The sequence below is a fragment of the Wolbachia endosymbiont of Folsomia candida genome (assembly GCF_001931755.2).
Classification (GTDB): Bacteria; Pseudomonadota; Alphaproteobacteria; order Rickettsiales; family Anaplasmataceae; genus Wolbachia.
This window is the reverse complement of the sequence record NZ_CP015510.2, coordinates 537071-554098: the sequence shown is the minus strand read 5'-3', so window position 1 is coordinate 554098 and position 17028 is coordinate 537071. Positions and strand designations below refer to the sequence as shown.

Annotated in this window: 14 protein-coding genes and 1 pseudogene; 2 read left to right on the top strand and 13 right to left on the bottom strand. The window is 34.2% G+C overall.

All coding sequences use genetic code 11. The features are described from left to right. Positions 1-3: 3 nt before the first annotated feature. The 6 genes from mtaB to ASM33_RS02460 form a co-directional block, all read right to left on the bottom strand. Entirely contained in the window at positions 4-1239 is a 1236-nt protein-coding gene (gene mtaB / locus ASM33_RS02485) for a tRNA (N(6)-L-threonylcarbamoyladenosine(37)-C(2))-methylthiotransferase MtaB (RefSeq protein WP_110410502.1), read from the bottom strand. An 11-nt stretch (positions 1240-1250) separates the two neighbouring features. Beyond that, positions 1251-3929, bottom strand: a complete 2679-nt coding sequence (locus ASM33_RS02480; RefSeq protein WP_110410503.1) for a 2-oxoglutarate dehydrogenase E1 component — start codon at positions 3927-3929, stop codon at positions 1251-1253. A 77-nt stretch (positions 3930-4006) separates the two neighbouring features. Then, a complete protein-coding gene (locus tag ASM33_RS08320) occupies positions 4007-5170 on the bottom strand; it encodes a DnaJ domain-containing protein (RefSeq protein WP_410543250.1) in 1164 nt (387 codons plus the stop codon). Positions 5171-5276: 106 nt separating this feature from the next. Next, the gene (locus ASM33_RS08315; protein ID WP_110410505.1) at positions 5277-6485 is read right to left on the bottom strand and encodes an ankyrin repeat domain-containing protein; all 1209 of its coding nucleotides are present in this window, start codon (positions 6483-6485) and stop codon (positions 5277-5279) included. Positions 6486-6629: 144 nt separating this feature from the next. Continuing rightward, positions 6630-6926, bottom strand: coding sequence for a DUF2610 domain-containing protein (locus ASM33_RS02465; RefSeq protein WP_110410506.1), 297 nt, complete (start codon positions 6924-6926; stop codon positions 6630-6632). After that, positions 6926-7318 (bottom strand): hypothetical protein, encoded by a 393-nt coding sequence (locus ASM33_RS02460; RefSeq protein WP_110410507.1) that lies wholly within the window; start codon positions 7316-7318, stop codon positions 6926-6928. Before ASM33_RS02460 ends, ASM33_RS02465 begins: the two co-directional genes overlap by 1 nt. 80 nt (positions 7319-7398) lie before the next feature. Here ASM33_RS02460 and ASM33_RS02455 point away from each other — a divergent pair, with 80 nt between their 5' ends. After that, positions 7399-8445, top strand: coding sequence for a class I SAM-dependent methyltransferase (locus tag ASM33_RS02455; RefSeq protein ID WP_110410508.1), 1047 nt, complete (start codon positions 7399-7401; stop codon positions 8443-8445). 123 nt (positions 8446-8568) lie between these two features. Here ASM33_RS02455 and ASM33_RS02450 read toward each other — a convergent pair whose 3' ends face one another. The 5 genes from ASM33_RS02450 to ASM33_RS02430 all read right to left on the bottom strand — a co-directional run bounded on the left by ASM33_RS02450 (position 8569) and on the right by ASM33_RS02430 (position 13768). Then, positions 8569-9804: a DEAD/DEAH box helicase gene (locus ASM33_RS02450; RefSeq protein WP_110410509.1), complete on the bottom strand. Its 1236-nt coding sequence runs from the start codon at positions 9802-9804 to the stop codon at positions 8569-8571. Between the two features lie 35 nt (positions 9805-9839). Then, positions 9840-10091, bottom strand: a complete 252-nt coding sequence (locus ASM33_RS02445; RefSeq protein WP_110410510.1) for a cold-shock protein — start codon at positions 10089-10091, stop codon at positions 9840-9842. Between the two features lie 172 nt (positions 10092-10263). Further along, positions 10264-11598, bottom strand: a complete 1335-nt coding sequence (locus ASM33_RS02440; protein ID WP_110410511.1) for a TldD/PmbA family protein — start codon at positions 11596-11598, stop codon at positions 10264-10266. An 18-nt stretch (positions 11599-11616) separates the two neighbouring features. Beyond that, positions 11617-12489, bottom strand: a complete 873-nt coding sequence (gene atpG / locus ASM33_RS02435; protein ID WP_110410512.1) for an ATP synthase F1 subunit gamma — start codon at positions 12487-12489, stop codon at positions 11617-11619. A 220-nt stretch (positions 12490-12709) separates the two neighbouring features. Further along, on the bottom strand, positions 12710-13768 hold the full coding sequence (locus ASM33_RS02430; protein WP_110410513.1) for an ankyrin repeat domain-containing protein: 1059 nt from the start codon (positions 13766-13768) through the stop codon (positions 12710-12712). Between the two features lie 214 nt (positions 13769-13982). On the opposite strand from ASM33_RS02430, the pseudogene ASM33_RS08670 reads away from it, so the two are divergent. Beyond that, positions 13983-14081 (top strand): annotated as a pseudogene (locus ASM33_RS08670) (IS5/IS1182 family transposase); the annotation flags it as partial. Positions 14082-14162: 81 nt separating this feature from the next. On the opposite strand, the gene ASM33_RS02425 reads toward ASM33_RS08670, so the two are convergent. After that, positions 14163-15419 (bottom strand): ankyrin repeat domain-containing protein, encoded by a 1257-nt coding sequence (locus ASM33_RS02425; RefSeq protein ID WP_110410514.1) that lies wholly within the window; start codon positions 15417-15419, stop codon positions 14163-14165. 140 nt (positions 15420-15559) lie between these two features. Then, positions 15560-16999 (bottom strand): ankyrin repeat domain-containing protein, encoded by a 1440-nt coding sequence (locus ASM33_RS02420; protein WP_110410515.1) that lies wholly within the window; start codon positions 16997-16999, stop codon positions 15560-15562. Between the last annotated feature and the right edge of the window lie 29 nt (positions 17000-17028).

Here is a 17028-nt window from a genome sequence, read left to right as displayed (position 1 = left end):
AAATTAAGGAAAAATACTCCCAATTAAATAATTATTTTCAATCCCTATAATATTAGCCTGTACAATGCTTTTAGCTGGTAATTGTGATTTTAATTTTACCAGCGCAAAATTTTCTGCTCTACCTATACAATTTTGTTCAACTAGAACACTTTGCTCAACTCCTACCAAAGATTGATAAAAATTATCCATCATCTCTTTATTGATTTCTCTTAAATGTTTTACTCGCTCTTTTCGCACATTTTCTGGCACCTGTGGCATTCTTGCAGCAGGTGTGTTTTTTCGCTCTGAGTATGGAAAAGCATGTAGGTAAACTATGTTTGCTTCTCTTAATAGATTAACTGTATCCTGAAACATTTGATCAGTTTCTGTTGGAAATCCAGCGATAATATCAGCACCAAATGCTATATCAGGTCTTAAACTCTTCACTTTGTTACAAAACTCTATCACTTGCTCTCTGTTGTGACGGCGTTTCATCCTTTTTAATATCAGATTATTGCCAGATTGCAGGCTTAAATGTAAATGAGGCATTAATCTTGGCTCATTGATTATTAAATCAAGCAACTCATCATCAACTTCAGCAACATCAATAGAAGAGAGTCTGAGTCTCTTTAGCTCTGGTATATCTCTTAAAACTCTTCTAATCATTGAACCAAGTGAGGGCTTGCCAAATAAATCTACGCCATAGTCTGTGATATCAACTCCGGTAAACACTACCTCTTGATAATGATTTTCTATAAAGACTTTGATTTGCTCTATAATATTGTTTATTGGTACGGACCTATTATCTCCTCTTGCTTCAGTAATTGAACAAAATGTGCAACTGTGGTTACAACCGTTTTGAACCTCGATAAATGCTCTTGATTTATCTTCAAATTTATTAAGTAAAACAGGCTCTGACTTACTTGATGTATTCTTATTTACCAATATCTTATCACTACTTGGTAAATAGCTTTCAGTGATTAGTTTATCCTTATTACCCAATACTCTACTCACACCAGGGATGTTAATATAGGATTCATGGTCTAATTGAACAGCGCAACCAACTACTATAATTTCTTTACTTGGATCGTTTTTATAAATCTTGCGTATTTTTTGTTTTACTTGGCGTTCTGCTTCATTTGTTACTGCACAGCTATGCACAACAACAACATTTTCTCTCTCTGCCTTTTTTAATGCTTCTTTGATTAACTCACTCTCATAAAAATTCAGGCGACAACCAAATGTTATTACTTCATTCATGCTAGCATCGTTCAGTCTGACAGGACTACTTGTTTCAAAATTTCCTCTTGCTCTTTAGCATGAACGCTAGCATAACCACATGCAGGAGATGCTGCCATAGGCCGCGCAATGCACTTTGGTCTTTTTGCTTCAATATTAAGGCCAGAAAGCACCTCTTCTATCAATGGGTTAACAAAAAACCATCCTCCCATATTTTTTGGCTCTTCTTGACACCACACAACTTCGGCATTTTTATATTTCTCAAGTTCCTTACTCAGTTTATCTACAGGAAACGGATAAAACTGCTCTAAGCGTATTACTGCGACATCGTTTATTTTTTGTGTTTCGCATGCTTCAATTATATCATAGAAAACTTTACCGCTACATATTATCACTTTCCGTATTTTGTCGTTTGAAACTAAATCTTTTCTATATTCTGGAATCACTGCGCAGAATGTCCCTTCAAAGTCAGATAAATCAGAAACTGCTTTTTTGTGACGTAATAACGACTTAGGTGTAAATACCACCAAAGGTTTACGAAAATCTCTGTGAATCTGTCTGCGCAAAGCGTGAAAATAGTTAGCAGGAGTCGAGCAATTGACAATTTGCATATTATCTTCAGCACAAAGTTGCAAAAACCTCTCTATACGAGCAGAGCTATGCTCAGGCCCCTGCCCTTCATAACCATGAGGCAATAGTAAAACTAAACCACTTGATCTCAGCCACTTCGTTTCTGCAGATGCAATAAATTGGTCAATCATAATTTGAGCACCATTTGCAAAGTCACCAAATTGCCCTTCCCATAGCACTAATGAATACGGAGAATCAAGACTATAACCATATTCAAAGCCCATCACGGCATACTCTGATAAAGCGCTATCTATAACCTCAAAGTGAGCTTGCTTTTCATTTATGTTATTTAGTGGAATAAATGCTTCCTCCGTCACTTGATCAATTAGCCTTGTATGACGATGTGAGAAAGTTCCACGACCAGAGTCTTGACCTGACAAACGCACTCCTATTCCTTCCGTTAATAGCGATGCAAATGCAAGGCTTTCACCTGTTGCCCAGTCTATATTACCACCGGAATTTATATTATCTATTCTTCCATCTAGTATTCTTCTGACCTTATTATTGATATTAAAGCTACTTGGAATATTGGTATTTATATGTACGCCTAATTTCTTTAATTCACCTTGGGAAACCCCAGAATCCGTATAGTATTCACTCAAATCATTCAACCTTGCTCTTCTTAATTTTGACCAAACTCCACCAAACCAATCAGCTTTCTTGGGAACAAAACCCACTGACTCCTCAAGGTTTTTATCCAATTTTGCTCTGAATTCACTGCGTAATTTGATTACTTCATCACCACCTAATACTTTCTCTGCAATCAACTTCTCCTCATAAAGTGTCGCTGGAGTTTCGTGTTTTGATATTAACTTATACATGAGCGGCTGAGTGAAATTTGGCTCATCGCCTTCATTGTGACCATATTTGCGGTAACATATTATGTCAATCACCACATCTTTTTTGAACTTTTGTCTATATTCCATTGCAAGGTTTGCAGTGAAACTCACAGCTTCTGGATTATCACCATTCACATGAAATACTGGAGCTTCTATTGATTTCGCCACATCAGTGCAATAAAAAGAGGATCGTGCACAGCACGGATTCGCAGTAAATCCAACTTGATTGTTTATAACAACGTGTACTATGCCGCCCACCTTATAACCTTCAATATTACTTAAAGTTAGTGTTTCAGCAACCACGCCCTGCCCTATAAAAGCTGCATCACCGTGTATTGCTATCCCAAGTACAGAATTATTTTTTGTTTCTTGTTTTGCCCTTATTCTACCAACCATCACAGGATTTACCGCTTCAAGGTGAGATGGATTAGGACACAAACTTAAATGCATTTTTTTACCACTTGGTAGTTCTCGGTCAGAAGAATAACCAAGGTGATATTTAACATCACCAGAAACCTCAAGACCTGCTGGATATGCAAGATTCCCTTGAAATTCAGATAGCATTGCAGAGTATTCTTTTCCCATAACTTTAGTTAGAACATTAAGCCTGCCGCGATGTGCCATACCAAGAACTACTTCTTGCATACCAAAAGCTGCGGAATCACTAATAATTTTCTCAATTGCAACAACGGCTGACTCTCCTCCCTCTATAGAAAAACGCTTATATCCAGGAAATTTCATATGAAGAAACTGCTCGAACATTTCAGATTCAATCAAATGACTCAGTATTTCTCTTTTATTTTGTGAATCCAGTTTGTAGTTTTGATTTTCTATTTTGTCTTGCAGCCATATTCTTTCTTCATAAGAAGAGATATGCATAAATTCAAAACCAATATGTTTGCAGTAAATGTTCCTATAGATTTCAGCATCAGACGCTGGAGGTAGATTCGAATATTTTTTGTAATCTATTGATTGATTCTCATTTGGCAATAATGGATCAAGATCTGCAAAAAAATGACCATAAGATCTAAAGAAATTTGCCGAACTAGAGCCAAGACCATCTGTTTCAGCTATATTCTGCACATTGTTGGATTCTGTGCTATTAATACCTATATCACTCGAAAAAATTCTGTGCCAATCTTCTCCAATTGATTTATCCCCTTGCAGATAACGATTATATATTTCTTCTACAAATTCCGCGTTATCCCCATGAAGGCAGGAATTATTTTTTAAGTCAGGCATAGCTACTATATTAGATATCAAATACTTATAAGTATAACTTAAGTTTTTTAAAAAAGAACTTTTTTGATCTCCATAAATTAAACCACACCTATTGTATTACCTTTATCTTGTAATTGTAAATTACTTCTAAGATACTCTGCTCTTGCTTCCTTAAGTTCAGATGAAGGTTCTGGGAATGCAGCACATACAGCACTGTATGCATAATATACTGCAAGAACAGTCAAAACTGTTGCAACGAGTAAAATTACAATTTTGTCATTTAAATCTAAAATTTGGTTGTCCGATGCTTTACTACACCCCACAGCTAATTCATAGAGCATTCCTACTGCAAGACATGCTAATGGTATCGCAAGAACAGAATAGTAAAGCGCTTCCTTGTAACTATGAGCGCCAAGTAATTCTCCAATGACACTTCTATATTCAACATAATCCACTGGTTTTTTACCATAATTATCCTTTATATCTGGATTAGCACCTGCCCTTAAAAGCATTTTCGCAAGGTTTGTATATTTTTGTTCAAAAGGTTGGAAGCCTTTAGTATGCTTATAGCGATATTGACATAATCTATGCAATGGTGTTTGGCCATTTTCATCTTGTATATTAGTATTAGCATTTTTTTCTAACAGAAACTGTAATACGTTACAAAGTTCAAAACTAAGATAGGAATCAAAAAGATAATGTAATGCTGATTTACCATTATTGTCTATTACGTTAGGGTCAGCCCCATTATTTAAAAGCAGTTTTATAGTATTATCTGTACTTCTTCCCAATGCATAATGTAATGCTGTTTTACCATGCTCATCCTTTTTATTTAAATAATCACGTTTCTCATACTTTTTAAATGATTCATTATTAAATAATTTACTTATAAACTGTGGATAATCACATGAGCAAGCATCGCATACTAAATTAGACAATTCCTCTATAGATTCTTCACCACTTAGTAGAGTTTTATCTAATTTTTGTCTTTTTTCCCTACAAATCTCACTTAGAACATCACTTAAAGTCTCATCCAGAAATTTATCAACTTTCTCCTTAGGTTCATTACTAAGTATTTTATATGCTGCACCCAATGCTTTAAATTTTTCTTCTGCCTGCTTTTTCTCATCTTCACTCTCATTTGAATGTTTATCAGGATGATATTTCAGAGCTAATTTTCTATATGCTTTTTTGATTTCCTGTTCACTAGGATTATTACTTGAATTAAACTCTAATACTGCTAGAGCTTCCTCTCTTTCCATTGTCATAGTATTCTATTCCTACTGCAGCTTATATAATTAATTTTACATTATTGTAGATATAATAGCAAGTCCCTTAAAAAGAAGCTTTTTATAAATTAAACTACACCTAACTGCTACCTCGTGTTACATCACCTTCTAGACCCATCACCCTTTCACTTTCAACTTCAACAAATTCATGGGAAGGTTTAGTTGGAAAAAATGTAGGTTTTATAAAAGCGTACAGAGCGTTATATGTACATAATAATGCAGGCAGTGCTAGAATTACTGCTGGTATGAAATACAAAGGAAATGCAGCACCATAAATTGCAAAACGTATTGCAATACAACAAAGAGAAAAAGCAAATACTGTATTTAACATCAGATATTCTTTGTCAATACCACCATACTGCACTAGCAATTTCTTAACATCATTATTATAACCATACGGTAAAAATAATTCTTTAGCGCGATCACGTGGTTTACCAGTATCATAATGGTCACGAACATGTCCCATTAAATACCCATTAGCACTTTTTTTTGGCTCTGCACCGTATTGCAGGAGTAATTTTATGACATCAACATGACATTTTCTAGAAGCAGAGTATAATGGATCCGATAAATTAGGATCTGCATGACGTTTTAGTAAAAATTCTACAATGCCAGTGTGACCAATTAAGCAAGCACTGCTTAATGCAGTAAAAGTAGAAAAAAATGATTTGTCTTGTGAATTAATGTCTGCACCATATTGTATCAGCAACTCCACAACTTTGATATTGCTTATTTTTCTCAAACAAACAGTAGTCAATGGTGAGTAGCCTAAAAAGCCAATCTTAAGTTTAGCATCTGCTCCATATTTTAGAAGTAATTCAACAACTTCAGCATTACACTCTTTTCCAAAATAAATCGCTGTACCTAGTGCTGTAAAACCTTTTTCTGGACGATAATTAATATAATTACCAAATTTTTCACCTTCACCACTCTTAAATTTAGAAAGTAACTTGTCTAAAAAATCCTTCTTCTCATTTAAAATAGCAAAATGTAAAAAGTTTAATAGATCCTCTCTGGAGTTAATTTGATCTAAATCTTCGTCACAAAGTTTTATCGCTTCCTCTGCAGATTGATTAGTAAGAACAGCATACGCTGTGCCTAATTTTTTAAATTTTTCTTCTGCCAGCTCTTTCTCATCTTCACTCTCATTTGAATGTTTATCAGGATGATATTTTAGAGCTAATTTTCTATATGCCTTTTTGATTTCCTGTTCACTAGGATTGTAACTAGGATTGTAACTTGAATTAAACTCTAATACTGCTAGAGCTTCCTCTCTTTCCATTGCCATAATGTTGCCCCCTATCACAACCTATATGAGTAATGATACCTTATTGTAGAATATAATAGCAAGCCCTTTGAAATTGGATTACGCTTAGCAAAAGAAAACCTTTACATTAGACCTTGTATCTTGAATGGTGAGGACTAGCAACACTCAACTAATCTCATTATTATCACTCTTATCATTTTTATTGTTATTACTCACCACAGTGATGGCATATGCACATAATTCTGAGAAAGAAATTCCATTTTCTTGAGATAATTTATACAATTTCTGTAGACTTTCTTTCACTTTATTAGGGATATTCCCTCCACGTTCCTTTACAAGCCAAGAGTCTTGATGCTGAATTGGATGAGCATCACTTTTTGGGTTTCCTATATATATTGCAAAAGGCGAACTTTGCCCTTTGAAGTCACATTGTACAGTAAATTTTTTTATAGATTCAGCCATCAAAGACCTCTACCTTTCTTTGTTGGTAATTTCACAGCAGGCGGAATAGGTGGTGCTTTTATGAAATTTTGCATATTAATGACACTGTGTTTACCTTCTAAAGCTCGGCGAACATCAGCCTTGCGCAATTTCGACTCTTCTGCTACCTTCATTCCGTGCTTTGCCATAATATTAGCATGTGCTAGCACTTTTTTTACTAATTCTAAATCACCGTTTAACATTTGAACTAGTGCTTGAAACACCTCTGCTAAAGTGAGTCCATCAGCACTTATAACCTTATTTTCTATAAAATTGACAACTTCTTCAAATTTGTGTTCAATATCACCATCCTTAGGCACAATGGTAACGTAATCGGTGTCTTGATCGTCCATAACTGAAGCACTGTTACTCATAAACTTAAGTTTATACCATATATATGAATACTCTACTATTTTATAGTATGACACGCTATAGTTAAACATTTATTAATAATATGATCACTTATATCAGCAAATTAATTGACAAAAATCAAGGATCAATATCTATAAGCGATTTCATGAATGCTGCTTTATATCATCAAAAATACGGCTATTACATGAGCAAAACCCCACTTGGTAAAGATGGCGATTTTGTTACTGCACCTGAAATCAGTCAATTGTTTGGTGAAGCAATTGCAGTTTGGATCATGCATACATGGGAAAAATTAGGAACACCATCAAAATTTTCTCTAGTTGAGCTTGGGCCAGGTAAGGGAACACTTATTCATGATGTGGTACGAATTACTAAGAAATACAAAGACTTTTTTGATTCAATGTCTATTCATTTAGTTGAAATAAGCCCTGTTTTACGAAACATACAAAAGCAAACTTTAATGGATATAGAAGTTAATTGGCATGAAAACATTGATAATCTGCCAGAGAATCCCACCATTTTTTTAGCAAATGAATTTTTTGATGCTCTTCCAATTGATCAGTTTATTTACCATAATGGACAGTGGTATGAAAATAGAATAGTAATACAGGATGACAACGGATTGAAAATTGCCAGACTCTCTCAATCGGAACTAGCATTATCCAATTCCTGGATCCCAGTGTCACGCACTGGGATGACAGATGGTTTTAATGGTGCAGTAGTAGAAATATGCCATGCTGGAATTGAAATATTAAAAAAACTTGAGAAGAAGATATATAATAATAAGGGAGCCGTCTTAATCATAGATTATGGTTATATATATCCTTCTTATAGGAGCACTTTGCAATCAATAAAGCAGCATAAATATTCCAATTTTCTTGAGAATGTTGGGAGTAGTGATATTACTGCGCTTGTGAATTTTCAAGCGCTGAAAGATTCATTAAAGTACGTAGATTGTGAAATTTCAACTCAAAGAGAATTTTTATACTCCTTTGGAATAAAGGAAAGAGCACAGGCTTTGATGAAAAATGCAAACGAAGCGCAAAAAAATAGGATTTTTAGTGAATTTCTTAGATTGACTGAAAATATGGGCACTCTTTTTAAGACAATAGAACTCTTGCATAGCTAGCTTAAAACCCAAATTTTGGATTAAAAGCAATAGGCTTCTTTCGAAGCCCTACTTTTGCATGCAATTGAGTTGTCGCTGAGGTGCTCAAACCCTCATGTATATCTAATACACTCATGTTTTCTGCTAATACGCCTTCGCTAATACTCTACTTTTCTTTTTGAAAGTATTGACCTTTTTCCTACCATATTTAACGTCTAACGCACCTGGTCTTTTAAAAACCTTTTTGCTTTTGACGTTATGTTTTTTAAACGGTACTTTACTATCAAAATTTGGCTCTCCTTCATTTTGATCGAGTGCAGGTAATTTTCTCTTATCCTGTGGTGTAATGAAAGATAATGCAAACCCTTCAGCTCCTGCACGCGCAGTTCTACCTATACGATGAGTATAGTCGTCTTGCGATTGCGGTATATCATAGTTGATAACATGTTGAATGTGCGGGATATCAAGACCACGAGAAGCTACATCAGTTGCAACCATAATTTGATTACGACCACGGCGAAAAGAATTAAGAACCCTTTCACGTTTTTGTTGTCTTAAATCACCATGAATTGCCAAAGCACTATAATCATCTTTGCGTAGTTTGTCAGCTAGTTGATCTGCCCCATGCTTCGTTTTTACAAAAATAATAACAGATCCTTCTCGTTCAATCAGCTGTGTTAAGAGCTTGTCGTACTTAGCTGATTCTGTAACATATATGATTTCCTGTTTTATTTTTTTAAAAGTTACAATATCATGATCAACGGAGATACGCTCTGGCTGATTAAGATATCGTTCAGCAAGCTTCACTATATTACTCGGAAGAGTTGCAGAAAACATAAAGGTTTGCCTTTGTTTTGGTAGGTGTTTCATAATTTCTTCAATCTGAACTCCAAAGCCCATATCAAACATACGATCCGTTTCATCAAGTACAAGAGTACTAATATTATGAGGAGATAGAGTTTTGCGTTTGATATGATCAATAATACGGCCAGGTGTACCTACTATAATTTTAGGTTTTGCATTAAGCTGTTTTATTTGCGGGAAGATAGGTTCCCCACCAATCAATAAAGCAAGCTTAAACATTGAACCTTTAGGTAAAAGCTTTTCTTCTATTTCCCTTTTTACTTGGCTTGCAAGCTCTCTTGTAGGCACAATAACTAAAGCTAATCCCGTACTGGATTTATCTAGCAATTTTGCAACAAGTGGGATAGCAAACGCTAGAGTTTTCCCTGTTCCTGTCTGTGCCGACCCAAGAATATCCTTACCCTTTAGTGCTAAAGGAATCGCCTGCGCTTGAATAGGAGTTGGAAGAGAAAGATTATTTTCATCTAGCGCTTGCTTAAGCAAGATCGGGAGCTCCATCTCATGAAAATTACTCACAATATGTTCACTCTATTAAAAGATTTCATATATGATCAATCTTCCAATCTTAAGTTTATTGCAGATTTTTTTGATTTCCCATCTCTGCCAACTTCTTCTTTAATCTCATAACTTACTCTCTCTCCTTTTTTCCCCTTCTCCGTATTTTCTCCTTTAAGTTGATCAGGTCTTATTCCTGAACGCTCGAGCACACTGATGTGTACAAAAACGTCTGCCCCATTACCTTCTGGCTTGATGAAACCATAGCCTTTTTCGGCATTAAACCATTTTACATTACCGTATTCCATTTAAACTACTCCAGTTATTAATTAATATTATTAATGTGATGAAAAACTTTGAAATTATGATTGAGAATGTCTTAAGTCTAGCTCTTGAAACTAAACCTTTGTACTCCATAGTCTATTCTTAACATTACAGAATAATAATATACAGTTATTGTTCTTAATGCAACTAAATTTTTTAATTATTAAGAGAACCAGCAACTGTCATTTCATTAACTTTAATTGTTGGTGAATTAAATTGCCCACAAAATGTGAGATCATCTGCTAGGGCCAAGTTGATAAACATGTAGCTTAAATTGCTAGCAATAGTAATCTCATGTATCGGGTATGTTATTTTTCCATTTTCTATGAAAAATCCTGATGCTCCTTGGCTATAATCACCATTAATCACATTGACACCAAAACCAAATAAATCTGTTACATATATACCTTCTTTTACTTCCCTGATCAGCTCTTCAAATGATACACTACCGTTTTCAATATAAAGGTTACTGGCTGCAGGGGTAATTGCAGCATTGCTTGCGCGGGTTGCATTTCCAGTTGTTTCCAAGTTTAATTTTTTAGCAGAATATAGGTCTAAAATCCAATTCTGTAGTATTCCATTTTTTATAAATATGTTTTTCTTACTAACTATACCCTCTCCGTCAAAGGGTCTTGATGCTATTCCTCTTGAGAGCAGTGGATCGTCAATAATGTTAACTCTATCGCTAAAAACCTGAGTATTTAAGCTATTCCGCAAGAAAGAACTATTAGTTGCGATACTATTGCCATTTATAGCAGAGGCAAAGCTTTTTACTAGCGCCTTTGCTGCCCTTTTCTCAAAAATAACTGGAAACTTGCCAGTTTTTATTGTACGTGAATTTAACTGTTCGACTGCTCTTTTTGCAGCTTCTTTGCCTATTAACTCTGGTGACTTTAAATCATTAAAATTACATGCTACATCGTAATCATAACCAACCTTCATTTCATTTTCTTTTCCAGCAACAACAGAGACCTGATTAGCAAATGTAGATTTGCTAAATGAGCCTACAAAACCAGAAACGGTGGATAATACCGTATTTACTAAAGCATATGAAGAAGACGCTCCTTCAGAGTTCGTGATATTTTTATGCTCAAGAGCTGAATTTTCTGCAGCTTCAGCAATTTCTTTTAGATTATCAATAGTGACAACATTATTATCCAAAATACTTAAATCCGTATAAGAGGCATGGTGACCTCTCTCCATAGCAAAATTAATATAAGGATCTTCTGGAGCATTTTTTGCCATTTCTACCACTTGGCTCACCGTATCACTAAGGTTATTTAGATCGTTAGTGGAAATATATGCAGCTTTGTTTTTATCTGCTATAGCCCTGATTCCTATAGTACAATTCTTAGATTGTGATATTTGCTCAACTTTTGATAGGCGCTGAGAAACTGAGATTTTATTAGTTTCATATATAGTTACTTCCGCATCAAGATTTTGCTTTTTTATTAGCTTAGTGATGTCTGCTGCAATATTTAATATATTCATTTCTTATCCCTTCAGTTTCTATAAAGATTCTGCACCACCTATCACTTCAATCAAATCAGTTGTAATTGCTGCTTGACGAGAGCGATTATAAAGTAGTGCTAATTTATTCAGCATTTCTTTAGTGTTTCTATTTGCTGATTCCATGGCAACCATTCTAGCACTATTTTCACTTGTTGCACTTTCAAGCAAAGCAGAATAAAGAGCAATTCCAACATAATCTTGAATCAAAGATTTTAAAATGAACTCAACATTTTGTGGTTCAAATTCATAGTTATAGTCTGTTGTTTTCTTAATCAAAGAACTATCAATTAACGATGAATCATTACTCCATGGCTTTATTATTTCCATCATTGGCTTTTGCGTGAAGGTATTATAAAATTTGCTATAAAAAACTTTAACCTTATTGTATTTACTTAAGTCTATATCATTAATTAAATCACCTACATCATTTAGTGTGATCCCCTTGCTATTCTTAGTTTTTAAAATGTTTTTAGAGTCAAATCTATTTTTACCCATATCAAAAGCTTTTTTGCCAAGAAATACGATGTCTACTTTTTTACCATTTGTGATTAATTTATTTATATGCTCTTGACTAAACTTGATAACAGAAGAGTTGAAATTGCCGCATAGGCCACGATCAGATGCTATAATAAATGCTAAGCAAGAATCTTCGTTACCGACATTTAAAATTTTCGCTAGTAGTTCTCCACCTGCAGTTAGCACTAATGAAGAAATAATCCCATGGAGCTTAGATATATATAGCTTTGAGTTTGATAGCCTCTTTTGACTTTGCAATAATTTTGCTGCAGAAACCATCTGCATTATTTTTGTGATCTTCTGTGAAGATTTAATAGTCTTAATTCTTAAGGATAATTCCTTTAAGCTCTTCATTTTTAATAAAACTCTGATTTATTAAAATGTATAACTGTTTTTATCTAAAGGCAAGTTTTTTTACTACGAGATTGATTTTTCTAATTATCTATATAACTGGCTGGTCTACTTACCGCACATAGGTTTTTCTATGAAATTCTTTACCATATGATGCTTTTTTTATGATCTTTGATCATACATGTAATATTTACTCCATAATTTCTCCTTATTTTGCTAACTTCTAACACATCATCTCCTTCTTCAGAGTTGCTATCTCTACATTTGTTAACATAGTAAATGGCTCCATTATTTCATTAAATGCAAATAGAGGTAGTTCTCTAAGACTTCTTTTATCTACACCGATTACTATAGGGAACAGACCAGTTTTCTCTTTGGGTTGATTTATAATTTTACTGAAACATTGCGGTGATAGATGTATTACCTTTTTAATTAATTTATCAAGCTGCTTTTTATCTGAACCATATCGTCTTAATAATTCTTCTAAGATACCTAGAGAGTCTTTCCTCTCCTTTCCTTTATTATGCTGGGCTGCTATGATTCTTTCTATATGATCACCATAGAAAAAGAAAGCATCTTCCCATTTCTTTATGTATTCTCTGTCTTTTAAACATTCTTGCATATTAGTGTTAGATACCAAATCTGCCAAGTAATTTTCATCTTTTGTAAACAAGACACTATCGAGTGTTACATTGCTCCCATCAATGTTTTCATCTCTCATGCTCATTCTCTCCTTATTCGCCATATTCTGAAACGAAGACCAATATTCAGATAGACTAGAATTCTTGAGGACACAATCAGGTTTCTCTCCATTAATATCACGTAACAGAGTGTACAAGATTAGAGTGTTACTGCACTCTGTGTAACCTTTTTTAACAGTCCAATCCAAAGGCGTCATTCCATGTGCATCTTTTACATTAAGATCTGCACCTGCATCTAATAGGATGTCTATTACATGATTATTATGGCCCTCTTTAGCAGCAATATGCAAAGGAGTTAAATTTTTAATATCTTTATCACTAAAATCTATACCGGCTTTCATATCATCAAATGATACATAGATACCTTGAAAATTAACATTTGCTCCTGCTTTTATCAGAGCATTAATTATACATTCATTGCCTCTTTGGGCAGCAGTACATATAGGAGTACCCATCATATCAAGCGGTACTTTATTAACGTCCGCTCCAGCTTCTATACACTCTAAAACTCTCTCTACATCTACTTTAATTATATTTATATAAAGCTCTCGGTTTAGCTCTTTTTGTTCTGCTTCGTTCATAATTTTACCTCTATATGCCTTACATATAATGTCTTTCCATAAAAAATCAACTTATTCTTTCTGTCAAAGCAATTGAAAGGCAATAGATATTAGCTCTTTTACATAATCTATTTATTATGATAGGAAATTTTTATGAGAAATAATTAAGAGAAGCAGAGCAGAACACTCGAATGTATTCGAGGAAGATTTGACAGCAAAATTGTCTAATGGGTATATTTATAAAGAACAACATTTGATCAAATGTTTTTTCGGTAAAATCGAGAATTTTATGCGCATTTTCTCTCGATTTGATAAAACAACTGAGGTTTTTTGAATTTTTTGGGGCACTTATATAGCTACCCCAAATTTTGTTCACATGGCCTAGTAGCTAAAGCTATAGAACGACAAAAATTTATCAGCCTGGCATAGGAACTTCAGATGCAATTTTCTCTACAGACGGCGTATTCTCTACTTTTATTTCAGTGCTAGGCTTTGAAAACATATATGCAACACCACCAACAACGGTACCAATTAGAATAAAAGATCCTACAACTATACCAGCAATTGCTACTTCGGGTAAGTAAGAGAATATAAGTAATGTAGCAATTAAAGACATAAGTATAATACCAACTACAACTCCAACTTTAACAGGCATTTGAGCTGCTTTTTCTGCTTCCTTTAAAAGCTTTGGAATCCCTCTATTCACACAATCACTTGGGGTCCAACCCTTATCATTCTTTAAAAGAACATTTGCTTCTTTACCTATTAGATATTGAACTACCCCATCGTGGCCCTCAAAAAAAGCGTGATGTAGAGGAGTATTTTTATAATAGCTACTCTGTGCATTAATATTCGCTCCTTTTGTAACTAGAGCTTGTATCACACTTTCATAACCATTTTCAGCAGCAAGATGTAGAGGAGTTTTTTTGTCAAAAGTACCACCTAATAAATCTGTCTTTGCTTCTGCGTCTATTAAAGCATTTACTACATCTATATGACCATTTTGAGCAGCAAGGTGTAGCGAAACGTATCCATTTGTGTTTTGTGCATTAACACCTGCCTTTGCTTTTATTAGAGCATTTACTACATTTATATGGCCATTTTTAGCAGCAAGATGTAGCGCGGTGTTTTCATATCCACCTACTGCATTAACATCTGCATTTGCTTTTATTAGAGCATTAACTATATTCACATGGCCATTCTGAGCAGCAAGGTGTAGTGGGGTATTACTATTAAAGTCTAATAAATCTACCTTTGCTCCCTTTGATATTAGAGCATTTACTACATCCATATAACCATTGTGAGCAGCAAAGTATAAAGGAGTACGACCTAATACATCCATTACATCAATTTTTGCTCCTGCTTTGAGCAAAGCATTTACTACATTTTGATAACCATGCTTAGCAGCAAAGTGTAACAATGTTTGCTCATAAATCCTTGAGTTAGAAACTTCACAGGGATAAGTGTTAAATTTAAAGAAGTGATCAATCTTCGAGCCACCATCTTTCCAGTCTTTACATGCTGTTTCTATAGTTTGACGTTCAGTTTTGTAGTCTTCATGTTTTATTGCTAGCATAAACTCGTTTTTTATCTTTTTGACTACATTTTTCCCATCCAGATTTGGAAGATTATTTACTTTATATAACATTTTTACAATACTGTACTCTTTCATGATTTTCTCCAATTTAAAATATATAGTTTAATTATTATGTATTTTAGTAAAAAAGTCAAGAATTAATTGGAATTAGGTAAATTGTTACCTTCTCCGCAAATGCTCTATGATCTATATAATAATAGTATGACAAAAATTAATTAGGCAGGATGTGCTATAGTTTTTCCTTCAGATACAAGTTTCTCTACAGGCGTTTGTTCCACTGTAACTTCTCTTTTAGGCTTTAAAAGCATATATGCAGCAGCACAAATAATAGCACCAATTACAACACAACCAAATCCTACAGCTATACCAATACTTAAGCTAGTAATAGATCCAACCACAGCACCAACAGCAATACCAACAGCAAAATCTGCTATCAATGCAATTTCCCACTTGTGTTGACTGAAGAAGCTTGTTGATGATTTGCTAGTGTGGGCAACTGCAATCCCTCCTATTGTAGCTGAATCTTCTGATTGCTTTTTTTCATCACCACATTTAGAGCTATTTGTAAAATTTGAGTTAGTTTCTTCGCCACCTTTTTTAGATTGTTTTCCTGCTCCATCTAAAAACCCTCCGACATTTCTATTTTTAGCTAAGTTTATTCGAGTTTTATCTGCTCTATCTTCTGATTGCTTTTCTTCACCATCATCTTTCTTAATAGAGCTATCTGTAGCTTTTTTAGATTTTTTATCTTCAGCCAAGTCTATCGGAGTTTCACCTGCTTTATTTTGTAATGAATGGTTTGCTCCATTTGCAAGTAGAATCTTGGCTATTTGTATATTGCCCTGTTTAGCGGCTAAATGTAAAGGAGTACTTCCATTATCATCTTTTGCATTAACATCTACTTCTTTTGCTATTAGAGCATCTACTAGATCTTTATGGTTATTGTGAACAGCAAAATGTAAAGGAGTACTTCCATCATTATCTTTTGCATTAACATCTATTCCTTTTGCTGCTATTAGAACATCTGCTACATCTTTATGATTGTTTTTAGCAGCCAAATGTAAAGGAGTATTTCCATAATTGTCTTTTGCATTAACATCTGCTCCTTTTGCTATTAGAGCGTTTGTTATATCTTTATGGCCACTTTGAGAAGCCCAATGTAAAGAACTCCTACCATTATGATCTTTTTTATTAATGCATCCTAGTTTTTCGATTAGAACATGTACTACATCTACGTGATTTTTTTCAATAGCCCGACGTAAAGGGGTCAATCCAAAATCACCTTTTTCATTAGCGTTTATTTTGTCTGATTTTAATAGAGCACTTACTATGTCTGTATAATTTTTATCAATAGCTAAACTTAAGGGAGTGATATCCATATATCTATTACATACCACATTAGGATCTGCTCCACTCCTTAGCAAACTGGTTACCACGCTTTCATTATTGCATAAAATGGCTGCAAACAATAATGTAACTTTATATTCATGTGAGCCAAAACTTAAAGTAAATATGTGGTTTATGTCAAACTTCTTTTCTTGCCACTTCTTATGCACATCTGGACACTTTTTTTGTAATTTCTGCTTGAACGCCTCAATTATATTTTTTGATGTGCTTGCTTCTTTAAGTATAATTGTAAATGTATTATAATGCATGGTTTTTCTCTCTACTTTAAAGCATATAG

Bases quoted from the DNA above. Each gene is read 5' to 3' on its own strand.
- mtaB (WP_110410502.1), bottom strand. From the start codon at position 1,239: ATGAATGAAGTAATAACATTTGGTTGTCGCCTGAATTTTTATGAGAGT.
- ASM33_RS02480 (WP_110410503.1), bottom strand. From the start codon at position 3,929: ATGCCTGACTTAAAAAATAATTCCTGCCTTCATGGGGATAACGCGGAA.
- ASM33_RS08320 (WP_410543250.1), bottom strand. From the start codon at position 5,170: ATGGAAAGAGAGGAAGCTCTAGCAGTATTAGAGTTTAATTCAAGTAAT.
- ASM33_RS08315 (WP_110410505.1), bottom strand. From the start codon at position 6,485: ATGGCAATGGAAAGAGAGGAAGCTCTAGCAGTATTAGAGTTTAATTCA.
- ASM33_RS02465 (WP_110410506.1), bottom strand. From the start codon at position 6,926: ATGGCTGAATCTATAAAAAAATTTACTGTACAATGTGACTTCAAAGGG.
- ASM33_RS02460 (WP_110410507.1), bottom strand. From the start codon at position 7,318: ATGAGTAACAGTGCTTCAGTTATGGACGATCAAGACACCGATTACGTT.
- ASM33_RS02455 (WP_110410508.1), top strand. From the start codon at position 7,399: ATGATCACTTATATCAGCAAATTAATTGACAAAAATCAAGGATCAATA.
- ASM33_RS02445 (WP_110410510.1), bottom strand. From the start codon at position 10,091: ATGGAATACGGTAATGTAAAATGGTTTAATGCCGAAAAAGGCTATGGT.
- ASM33_RS02440 (WP_110410511.1), bottom strand. From the start codon at position 11,598: ATGAATATATTAAATATTGCAGCAGACATCACTAAGCTAATAAAAAAG.
- atpG (WP_110410512.1), bottom strand. From the start codon at position 12,489: ATGAAGAGCTTAAAGGAATTATCCTTAAGAATTAAGACTATTAAATCT.
- ASM33_RS02430 (WP_110410513.1), bottom strand. From the start codon at position 13,768: ATGAACGAAGCAGAACAAAAAGAGCTAAACCGAGAGCTTTATATAAAT.
- ASM33_RS02425 (WP_110410514.1), bottom strand. From the start codon at position 15,419: ATGAAAGAGTACAGTATTGTAAAAATGTTATATAAAGTAAATAATCTT.
- ASM33_RS02420 (WP_110410515.1), bottom strand. From the start codon at position 16,999: ATGCATTATAATACATTTACAATTATACTTAAAGAAGCAAGCACATCA.